Origin of the sequence: Streptomyces sp. NPDC059455, from assembly GCF_042750115.1 — a bacterium.
In the GTDB taxonomy this organism is placed as follows: domain Bacteria; phylum Actinomycetota; class Actinomycetes; order Streptomycetales; family Streptomycetaceae; genus Streptomyces; species Streptomyces endocoffeicus.
Genome location: NZ_JBHYVB010000206.1, coordinates 10,919 through 20,126 on the forward strand (window position 1 = coordinate 10,919; position 9,208 = coordinate 20,126).

The following is a 9,208-nucleotide window of genomic DNA, read 5'->3' on the forward strand; positions in this document are numbered from 1 at the left end:
ACGCGCCCGACAGCCCACCCCCCCCCCCCCCCGCGCCCCCGCCACAGCCACACCTCCACACACCCCCGCGGATCGGCCGTCGTTCCGCGGATCAGCCCGCCGTCGTCCGGCGTCGCCCGTCGGCGCCCGGCGTCCGGCGAAGGCCGTCGCCCGACATCCGGCAGAGGCCAAGGACCTCACAGCGCCTGCGGGAAGTCGAAGAGCCGGTCCGGGTCGTAACGCTTCTTCACCCGCGTCAGCTTGTCGGCGGCCGAGCCGTAGTAGGCCGAGCGCCAGTCCTTCAGCGACGCGTCCGTGTAGTTCTGGTACGCCGCCCCGGAGGCGTACCGCCGCATCGCCTTATGGGCGCCGTCCAGCCAGGCGTTGCCCGCGGTGCCCGAGCCGCTCGCCGCCCAGGACGCGGTGTACTGCGCGAGGAACCGCGACCGGCGGTGGACGAAGGACGTGGCCGTGGGCGAGACCCGGTTGACCGCCCCGCCGAGCGCGGTGAGCGCGATGCTGACCGCGCCCCCGCCGCCGGTGCGCCGCCCGTAGCGCTCCAGCTGGTCCAGCATCGCCCGGACGCCCGCCTGGCTCAGCGAGCGGTCGAAGAAGTCCGAGCGCGCCGCGTAGGTCTCGCGGTTCAGCACCCCGGAGGTGCTGCGGCCGGGCTTGTCGCCGGGCAGATGGCAGTTGGCCGTGGAGGTGTCGCCGCAGCCCGCGTACATCCGCATGGCGTCGACGTAGCCGCGGCGGCGCAGGCTGACCTGCGAGGCGGGGCCGGGGCCGCCCGGCCCGTCGGCGAGCTTGTCCACCGCGTTCTGCAGCGCGCCGTAGGTGCCGAGCGAGAAGCAGCTGATGGAGACGGTGGGGGTGCGTCCGGGGGCGGCCGACAGATGCAGCGCCGACCAGATCTCGTCCGGCTGGTCCGGGCCCCACTTCTGCCAGGCGCTCAGCACCTTCGCGGCCTTGGACCATGGCCATGACATGTAACAGGTCACGCCGTCGGCCGCGTCATGCGTACGGAAGCGCAGTTCGGTGACGACGCCGAAGTTGCCGTTGCCCGCGCCGCGCAGCGCCCAGAACAGCTCGGCCTCGCGGCTCTTGGAGACCTCCAGGGCCTTGCCGTCCGCGGTGACGATGGTGGCCCCCGTAAGGCTGTCGGCGGTCAGCCCGTACGCCCGGGAGACCACGCCGTGGCCGCCGCCGAGGGTCAGTCCGGAGATGCCGACGCTCGGGCAGGAGCCGCCGGGGACGGTGACCCCGCGGGCGCCCAGTGTGGTGTAGAGGTCGATGAGCTTGGCGCCGGCGCCGATCCGCGCCTCGCCGGAGGTCGTACGTATCGAGGAGAGCGCGGAGACGTCGATGACGAGGCGGCCGTCGCCGCTCGACCAGCCGGCGTAGGAGTGACCGCCGTTGCGGATCGCGACGGGGGCGCCGTGGCGCCGGGCGAAGTCCAGACAGGCGGAGATGTCCGAGGTGTTCTCTATATAGGCGACGGCGGCGGGGCGCAGATGGTCGAAGCGGGTGTTGTAGAGCCGGCTGGCGGAGGTGTAGTCGGAGTCTCCGGGGCGCACCAGGTCGCCCTTGAGGCCCTTGCCGAGCGCGCTCCAGTCCGCGGACTTGGGCTTGCCGTCGACGGCGCGGCGACTGCCGCTCGCCGAGGCCGAGCGGGCGTCCGACGTCGAGGAGGAGGAGCCGACCGGGCTCGTGTCACCGCCGGCCTTCCCCGCGTCATCGTTGCACGCCGTGACCCCTGTGGCGGTGGCCGCCAGCCCCGTGCCCGCTGCCAGCAGTGTCCGCCGGTTCATGGCGGTGTCCCCTCCCTGTCGACGCTGTTCTCAACCGTCGACCGGGCCACCGCGAGGCCGACCCGGTCCTTTGGTCAGAGGGGTCGACCGGGGGGTGTGGTTCCGCTCATGGCCGAAGAGTTGTCGGGGGACGGACAACCCGCGCCAATCGGACGAGCCGGATTCGAACTAATCGGACGAATTCGATGAATCGCCTGTACCGGACCGGGTATGACGGGCCGTCGCATGGTCCGCCGCGTCCTCGCGGGCGATGGCTCTGGCGCGACGGGCTGGACCGGACCAGCCGCAGGTGCAGCGGGCGATGGAGAACGAGCCCCGCTCCACCGTGGTGGTGCGGTTCTGGCCGGGACCTATGTCGCCTGAGTCGAGCACATGACCACGCTACCGGGCCGTGACGAGCCACCGGTGTGAATCGTTAAACGAACAAGTACCAGGCGGGACGAGCGTGGCCAGGGGGTCGGCGGTCGATGGTGTTCCAGCAGCGCGGGCTCGGCGTACGGAGACGGGTGAGAGCGGTCGCCGGAGTCGCGTCAGGTGGTCTGCTGGCCGTGTCGCTGGCGACCGTGAGCGGCTGCTCCACCGAGACGGCGGCCGATGAACGACCGGGCGGCACCGCACACGAGAGCGCGGTCACGGTGCTGCACCGGGCCGCGGATGTGCTGGTCAAGTCGGGCAGCTCACGGGTCCGTACGACCATGGAGACGGCGACGGGCGGCACCCGCGTGTCCATCCGGGGCGCCGGCGCGTACGACTTCGAGAAGCGGCTGGGGCGGCTGCGGCTGCTGCTGCCGAGGGATGCGATGGGGGCCGCCGAGCATGCGCCGATCACCGAACTCCTGACTTCCGGGGCGCTTTTCATGCGCAATCGGGGTGCTGGTATTCCCCGCGACAAATGGGTGCGGGTGGATACGACGGACATTCCCGACGGCAATCTGGTCACCGGCGGGGCCACCGATCCGCTGACCGCCGCCGAGCTGCTGCGCGGGGTGCGGGAGGCCAGTCTGGTCGGCGAGGAAGGACTCGGCGGAGACTTGGTGCGCCACTACCGCGGCACCACCGATATCGGCCGGGCGGCGCGTGTCGCGTCCGAGGGCGCGCGGGGATCGCTGGTGGCCGCGGCCAGAGGGTTCGACGAGAGCACGGTGCGCTTCGACGCGTATCTCGACGGACTCGGCCGGCTGCGCGAGGTGCGGCACCGGTTCACGGTGACCAGCCGGGCGGACGGCCGGGAGGCGGCGGAGAGCCCGGACGCCGCCGGGCGGCGGCGCGGCGAACTGGGGGTCGCCTCCACCACGGAGCTGTACGACTTCGGGGCCCCCGCCGAGGTCGAGCTCCCCAAGCCCACGGATATCTACACAGGAAAGGTCGGATCACCTCAGAAGTAGTCGGAGGGGCTCGCTTTGCCCTTCGAAATGGCCCATCCGTGCCATGCGCGGAGTGTGTACCGATCCCTACGCTGGGAAGCCGCTGCTCGAAAGTGCTCGCAGGTGCTCGCTGGAGGAGGTGAAACACGTGGTTGCGCGTCGCGGCTCGTCGGGCCCGGACCCCGTGGCCCTCGTCGAAATCGATCTCTACGGTGACTTGATGATCGCTGCGTCGAGCGCGGACGAGGACAGGCTCAGTACGGACCGTATCGACGAGGTGCTCCGGGTGCAGGCCGACCGATCAGATTCGGCCGAGGGGGCCACGGGCGCCAATGGAAACGGGAAGGGCGCCGAGGACAGGAAGCGCCCCGAGAAGGTGAAGCGCGCGGAGAAGGCGAAACGCGCCGAGGAGACAAAGCGCGCCGAGGACGCGAAGGCCGCCCCGGAGGCCGGTGCCGGAAGCCCGGACGCCCCGTAGCGGACGCCCCCTGGCACCGTCGATGCCGCCGTCTCGCCGGCGGGTGCCCAGCGGCCCCGTCCGGCGAGAGGCGAGCGTACGGTCATGTCCACGCCCGGGAACGGGCCCGTACCGGCACTGACCCGGAGGCGGCCCGTCCACCGCCCACCCGGAAACGGCCCGTACCGGTCGGCCCGTACCTGCGCTCAGGTCCGCAGCAGCCGGGCGATGGCCGCCGTGGCCTCGGCCACCTTGGCGTCGACCTCTCCCGTGCCCTCCGCCTCGCCCTGGGCGGCGCTCTCCACGGCCGCGCTGGCGACGCAGTGGCGCAGATGCTCCTCGAGCAGCTGGAGGGCGAACGACTGGAGCGCCTTGGTGCTCGCCGAGACCTGGGTGAGTATGTCGATGCAGTAGACGTCTTCCTCGACCATCCGCTGCAGTCCCCTGATCTGGCCCTCGATTCGGCGCAGCCGCTTCAGATGCTGATCCTTTTGTTTGGCGTATCCATGCCCACCGTGGGGTACGGAGTCCTGGGCGGAGGTGTGCCCGGACGCCTGGCCCCGCTCGTCGCCGTCGGTGGGCGCGGTGGTGTCGGCCGCCGTGGTCGTCATGGCTTCCTCCCGTTGATTACGCTATGTCCGCATATACCCCCAGTGGGTATATGGTACCGCCTTTTCCGGTCGAACCGGGCCCCCGTGCTGAGCACTCTGCCCAATGGGCGACACTGGGACCGCCGGTTACCGTGGCCGGAAGATGCGCCTAGCATCGTCGAGTCCCCATCCGCTGCATTCGAGGATCCCCAGTGCGCTTTCGTCTGACCCCCAGGGAGACGAGCTTCTACGACATGTTCGCCGCGTCCGCGGACAACATCGTGACCGGCTCCAAGCTCCTGATGGAACTGCTCGGGGCGGACTCCTCCGCTCGTGCCGAGATCGCGGAGCGGATGAGGGCCGCGGAGCACGCGGGGGACGATGCCACGCACGCGATCTTCCACCAGCTGAACTCCTCCTTCATCACGCCGTTCGACCGCGAGGACATCTACTCCCTCGCCTCGTCCCTCGACGACATCATGGACTTCATGGAGGAGGCCGTCGACCTGGTCGTCCTCTATCAGGTGGAAGAGCTGCCCAAGGGTGTCGAGCAGCAGATCGAGGTGCTGGCGCGGGCGGCCGAGCTGACCGCCGAGGCGATGCCGAATCTGCGCACCATGACCAACCTCACGGAGTACTGGATCGAGGTCAACCGGCTGGAGAACCAGGCGGACCAGATCCACCGCAAGCTCCTGGCCCACCTCTTCAACGGTAAGTACGACGCCATCGAGGTGCTCAAGCTCAAGCAGATCGTCGATGCGCTGGAGGAGGCGGCGGACGCCTTCGAGCATGTGGCCAACACGGTCGAGACCATCGCCGTCAAGGAGTCCTGAGCCCGGGCATGGACACCTTCGCGCTTGTCGTGACCATCGCGGTCGCGCTGTTCTTCACCTATACCAACGGCTTCCATGACTCGGCCAACGCCATCGCGACCTCGGTCTCCACCCGGGCGCTGACCCCACGGGCGGCGCTCGCGATGGCCGCCGTGATGAACCTCGCGGGTGCCTTCCTCGGCAGCGGTGTCGCCAAGACCGTCAGCGAGGGCCTGATCGCCACCCCCACCGGCGACCAAGGCATGATGATCTTGTTCGCCGGGCTGGTCGGCGCGATCACCTGGAACATGGTGACCTGGTACTACGGTCTGCCGTCCTCCTCCTCGCACGCGCTGTTCGGCGGGCTGGTCGGCGCGGCGCTCGCGGGGGCGAGCACGGTCCACTGGGACGGGGTGCTGGAGAAGATCGTCATCCCGATGGTCCTCTCGCCCATCGTCGGCCTGGTGCTGGGCTACTTCGTGATGGTGGCCATCCTCTGGATCTTCCGTAACGCGAACCCGCACAAGGCCAAGCGCGGCTTCCGGATAGCGCAGACCGTCTCGGCGGCGGGCATGGCGCTCGGCCACGGCCTCCAGGACGCCCAGAAGACGATGGGTGTCGTGGTGATGGCCCTGGTCATCGGGGGTGTCGAGGACGAAGGCGACGCGATTCCGGTGTGGGTGAAGATCTCCTGCGCCGCGATGCTGTCGCTCGGCACCTACGCGGGCGGCTGGCGCATCATGCGCACGCTGGGACGGCGGATCATCGAGCTGGACCCGCCGCAGGGGTTCGCGGCGGAGACCACGGCGGCAGGCGTCATGTACACGGCGTCGTTCATGTTCCAGGCGCCCATCTCGACCACCCATGTCATCACCTCGGCGATCATGGGCGTGGGGGCGACCAAGCGGGTGAGCGCGGTCCGCTGGGGGGTCGCGAAGAACATCATTCTCGGCTGGTTCATCACCATGCCCGCGGCGGCCGGAGTCGCCGCGCTCAGCTACTGGATCGTCAACCTGGCCTTCGGCTGACCGCCGCGACAAGCTGACCGCCGCGACAAGCTGACCGCCGCACAGGCTGACCACAGCAACACGCTGACCGCAGCAACAAAAGTGGGCCCGCCCCCGGGAGCCAGGGGCGGGCCCTTCGTCTTGCGGTGGCACCGCCATGCAGCACCGCAGGACGTTCTGTCCTCGCCGGTCGTGCGAGGGGCCTGGTCAGCCGAAGCGGCCGGAGATGTAGTCCTCGGTCGCCTGCACCGACGGGTTGGCGAAGATCCGCTCGGTCTCGTCGATCTCGATGAGCTTGCCCGGCTGGCCGACACCGGCCAGGTTGAAGAAGGCCGTACGGTCCGAGACGCGCGCCGCCTGCTGCATGTTGTGCGTCACGATGACGATCGTGAAGCGCTCCTTCAGCTCACCGATCAGGTCCTCGATGGCGAGGGTCGAGATCGGGTCGAGCGCCGAGCAGGGCTCGTCCATCAGCAGCACATCGGGCTCGACCGCGATGGCGCGGGCGATGCACAGCCGCTGCTGCTGACCGCCGGAGAGCCCGGCGCCCGGCTTGTTGAGCCGGTCCTTGACCTCGTTCCACAGGTTGGCGCCCTTGAGGGACTTCTCGACGACGTGTCCGAGCTCGCCCTTCTTGTACGAGCCGTTGAGCTTCAGTCCGGCGGCCACGTTCTCGAAGATGGACATCGTCGGGAACGGGTTGGGGCGCTGGAAGACCATGCCGACCGTGCGCCGCACGGAGACCGGGTCCACCCCCGAGCCGTAGAGGTTCTCGTCGTCGAGCATCACCTTGCCCTCGACCCGGCCGCCGGGGGTGACCTCGTGCATCCGGTTGAGGGTGCGCAGGAAGGTCGACTTGCCGCAGCCCGACGGGCCGATGAAGGCGGTCACCGAGCGGGGCTCGACGGTCATCGAGATGTCCTCGATGGCCTTGTGGCTGCCGTAGTAGGCGGTGAGCCCGCTGACGTCGATGCGCTTGGCCATGTGAATCACTTCTCTTCTTCTTGGCCTCAGCGGCCGGACTTCGGGGCCTTCCAGCGGGCGATGCCGCGGGCCACCAGGTTCAGGATCATGACGAAGGCGATGAGCACGAGCGCCGCTGCCCAGGCCCGGTTGAAGGAGGCCTCATTGCCGAGCTGCCACTGCTCGTAGATGTAGTAGGGCAGCGACGACTGGGCGCCTTCGAACGGGTTGTTGTTGATCCCCGTGGCACCGAAGACCAGCAGCACGATGGGGGCGGACTCACCGGCGATACGGGCGACCGCGAGCATCACACCCGTGGTGATTCCGCCGATCGCGGTGGGCAGCACCACCTTGAGGATGGTGCGCCACTTGGGCACGCCGAGCGCGAGGGACGCCTCACGCAGCTCGTCCGGGACCAGCTTGAGCATTTCCTCGGTCGAGCGGACGACGATCGGCATCATCAGGATGGCCAGCGCCATGGCGCCGGCGAAGCCCGAGTAGCTGAAGCCGAGAATGATGATCCAGAAGCTGAGGATGAACAGACCGGCGACGATCGAGGGGATGCCGGTCATCACGTCGACGAAGAAGGTCACGGACTTGGCGAGCCGGCCGCGGCCGTACTCCACCAGGTAGATGGCGGTCAGCAGGCCGATCGGCACGGCGATGAGCGCGGCGAGGCCGACCTGCTCCAGGGTGCCGATGATCGCGTGGTACGCGCCACCGCCGGGCAGGATCGTCTGCACACCCTCCATGGAGTGGGCCAGGAAGTAGCCGTCGAGCACCGTCCGGCCCCGGTCGATGGTCTCCCAGAGCAGGGAGAGCAGCGGGACGACGGCGAGCAGGAAGCAGACCCACACCAGGCTGGTGGCCAGCCGGTTCTTGGCCTGTCGGCTGCCTTCGACCACGGCGCCGAGGGCGTAGGAGGCGATGATGAAGATCAGGGCGGCGAGCAGGCCGACCTGGAACGGATTGCCCATTCCGAGGCCGGCGCCGGCGCCCGCTCCCAGGCCCACCGAGGCCACGACCAGGGCGTACGGGGCCCATCCGGGCAGCCGGGCCTGCTGGAGGCTCGAGCCGTGGCGCGCGTTCTTGTCAACGACAGTGCTCATGCGGCGGTCCCCGAGTACTCCTTGCGGCGGGCGATGATCATTCGCGCGGCACCGTTGACCAGCAGGGTGATGACGAACAGCACCAGACCGGAGGCGATCAGCGCGTCACGGCCGTCGTTGCCGGCTTCCTTGAAGCGGCTGGCGATGTTCTGGGCGAAGGTGCCGCCGCCCGGGTCCAGCAGGCTGGTCTCGATCAGGAAGTTGGGGGACAGCACGGTGGCGACCGCCATGGTCTCGCCCAGCGCACGGCCCAGACCCAGCATCGAGGCGCTGATGATGCCGGAGCGGCCGAAGGGGAGGACCGACATCCGGATGACCTCCCAGCGGGTGGCGCCGAGCGCCAGCGCCGCCTCCTCGTGCATCCTCGGGACCTGCCGGAACACCTCGCGGCTCACGCTGGTGACGATCGGCAGGATCATGATCGCCAGCAGGATGCCGACGGTGAACAGGGAGCGCGCGGCGCCGCCCTGGTAGCTGAGGATCCCGGTCCAGCCCAGGTAGTCGTCGAACCAGGTGTACAGGCCGGTCAGATGCGGCACCAGGAAGAGCGCGCCCCACAGGCCGTAGACGATGCTGGGGACCGCGGCGAGCAGGTCGATCACATAGGCGACCGGGGTGGCCAGCCGGCGCGGGGCGTAGTGCGAGATGAACAGCGCGATGCCCACCGCGATCGGGACCGCGATGACCATGGCGATGATCGAGCTGACGACCGTGCCGTAGGCGAGGACGGCGATGCCGAACCGCATCGGCGAGGAGCCGGTGTTCCACTCGAAGTAGGTGAGGAAGTTGGCCTCGTCCTTGGAGATCGCGATGGCGGCGCGGTAGGTGAGGAAGGCCGCGATGGCCGCCATGATCACCAGCAGAGCGATACCGGAACCCCGGGAGAGGCCGAGGAAGATCTTGTCACCGGCGCGGCCGGTGGAGCGGGTCCTGACCTTTGATGGTGACCCTGCGGCTGATGATGTGGGTTCTATGTCCGTTTTCATGGGTTCTCCGGTCTGCGGAGCCTGTTGCGGATGAGGCTCCTGGCGCGGCGGTGCACCGGACGAGGGGGGGGTGGGGACACGATGGGGGAGAACCACCGGGGGTCCGACACGCACGCGTGGTAAGTGTTAG

General features: G+C 69.2%; 10 protein-coding genes. 4 read left to right on the forward strand and 6 right to left on the reverse strand.

The genetic code is table 11. The features are described 5' to 3' along the window. Nucleotides 1–176: 176 nt before the first annotated feature. Nucleotides 177–1,790, reverse strand: a complete 1,614-nt coding sequence (locus ACFXB5_RS43970) for an FAD-binding oxidoreductase (protein WP_385219363.1) — start codon at nt 1,788–1,790, stop codon at nt 177–179. Nucleotides 1,791–1,958: 168 nt separating this feature from the next. Next, nucleotides 1,959–2,162, reverse strand: coding sequence for a hypothetical protein (locus tag ACFXB5_RS43975; protein ID WP_385219365.1), 204 nt, complete (start codon nt 2,160–2,162; stop codon nt 1,959–1,961). A gap of 95 nt (nt 2,163–2,257) precedes the next feature. On the opposite strand from ACFXB5_RS43975, the gene ACFXB5_RS43980 reads away from it, so the two are divergent. Both ACFXB5_RS43980 and ACFXB5_RS43985 read left to right on the forward strand, forming a co-directional pair. Continuing rightward, entirely contained in the window at nt 2,258–3,175 is a 918-nt protein-coding gene (locus tag ACFXB5_RS43980; RefSeq protein ID WP_385219367.1) for a hypothetical protein, read from the forward strand. Nucleotides 3,176–3,374: 199 nt separating this feature from the next. Further along, the gene (locus tag ACFXB5_RS43985; protein WP_385219383.1) at nt 3,375–3,632 is read left to right on the forward strand and encodes a hypothetical protein; all 258 of its coding nucleotides are present in this window, start codon (nt 3,375–3,377) and stop codon (nt 3,630–3,632) included. A gap of 185 nt (nt 3,633–3,817) precedes the next feature. Here the strand turns inward: ACFXB5_RS43985 and ACFXB5_RS43990 are convergent, their stop codons facing one another. Continuing rightward, on the reverse strand, nt 3,818–4,222 hold the full coding sequence (locus ACFXB5_RS43990; RefSeq protein WP_385219369.1) for a metal-sensitive transcriptional regulator: 405 nt from the start codon (nt 4,220–4,222) through the stop codon (nt 3,818–3,820). A 191-nt stretch (nt 4,223–4,413) separates the two neighbouring features. On the opposite strand from ACFXB5_RS43990, the gene ACFXB5_RS43995 reads away from it, so the two are divergent. Both ACFXB5_RS43995 and ACFXB5_RS44000 read left to right on the forward strand, forming a co-directional pair. Continuing rightward, nucleotides 4,414–5,034 (forward strand): DUF47 domain-containing protein, encoded by a 621-nt coding sequence (locus ACFXB5_RS43995; protein WP_385219370.1) that lies wholly within the window; start codon nt 4,414–4,416, stop codon nt 5,032–5,034. Between the two features lie 8 nt (nt 5,035–5,042). Then, entirely contained in the window at nt 5,043–6,041 is a 999-nt protein-coding gene (locus tag ACFXB5_RS44000; protein WP_385219372.1) for an anion permease, read from the forward strand. A 186-nt stretch (nt 6,042–6,227) separates the two neighbouring features. Here the strand turns inward: ACFXB5_RS44000 and pstB are convergent, their stop codons facing one another. Genes pstB through pstC form a run of 3 tightly spaced genes read right to left on the reverse strand, consistent with a single transcriptional unit; the run spans nt 6,228 to nt 9,078 of the window. Continuing rightward, nucleotides 6,228–7,004 (reverse strand): phosphate ABC transporter ATP-binding protein PstB, encoded by a 777-nt coding sequence (pstB, locus tag ACFXB5_RS44005; protein WP_385219373.1) that lies wholly within the window; start codon nt 7,002–7,004, stop codon nt 6,228–6,230. 26 nt (nt 7,005–7,030) lie between these two features. Further along, entirely contained in the window at nt 7,031–8,092 is a 1,062-nt protein-coding gene (gene pstA, locus ACFXB5_RS44010; protein ID WP_385219375.1) for a phosphate ABC transporter permease PstA, read from the reverse strand. Continuing rightward, the gene (gene pstC / locus ACFXB5_RS44015; protein WP_385219377.1) at nt 8,089–9,078 is read right to left on the reverse strand and encodes a phosphate ABC transporter permease subunit PstC; all 990 of its coding nucleotides are present in this window, start codon (nt 9,076–9,078) and stop codon (nt 8,089–8,091) included. The genes pstA and pstC overlap by 4 nt, the downstream gene beginning before the upstream one ends. Nucleotides 9,079–9,208: the final 130 nt, after the last annotated feature.

Excerpts from the sequence above, each read along its gene's own strand:
- ACFXB5_RS43990 (WP_385219369.1), bottom strand. The coding sequence starts at position 4,222 with ATGACGACCACGGCGGCCGACACCACCGCGCCCACCGACGGCGACGAG.
- ACFXB5_RS43970 (WP_385219363.1), bottom strand. The coding sequence starts at position 1,790 with ATGAACCGGCGGACACTGCTGGCAGCGGGCACGGGGCTGGCGGCCACC.
- ACFXB5_RS44000 (WP_385219372.1), top strand. The coding sequence starts at position 5,043 with ATGGACACCTTCGCGCTTGTCGTGACCATCGCGGTCGCGCTGTTCTTC.
- pstC (WP_385219377.1), bottom strand. The coding sequence starts at position 9,078 with ATGAAAACGGACATAGAACCCACATCATCAGCCGCAGGGTCACCATCA.
- ACFXB5_RS43980 (WP_385219367.1), top strand. The coding sequence starts at position 2,258 with ATGGTGTTCCAGCAGCGCGGGCTCGGCGTACGGAGACGGGTGAGAGCG.
- pstA (WP_385219375.1), bottom strand. The coding sequence starts at position 8,092 with ATGAGCACTGTCGTTGACAAGAACGCGCGCCACGGCTCGAGCCTCCAG.
- pstB (WP_385219373.1), bottom strand. The coding sequence starts at position 7,004 with ATGGCCAAGCGCATCGACGTCAGCGGGCTCACCGCCTACTACGGCAGC.
- ACFXB5_RS43985 (WP_385219383.1), top strand. The coding sequence starts at position 3,375 with ATGATCGCTGCGTCGAGCGCGGACGAGGACAGGCTCAGTACGGACCGT.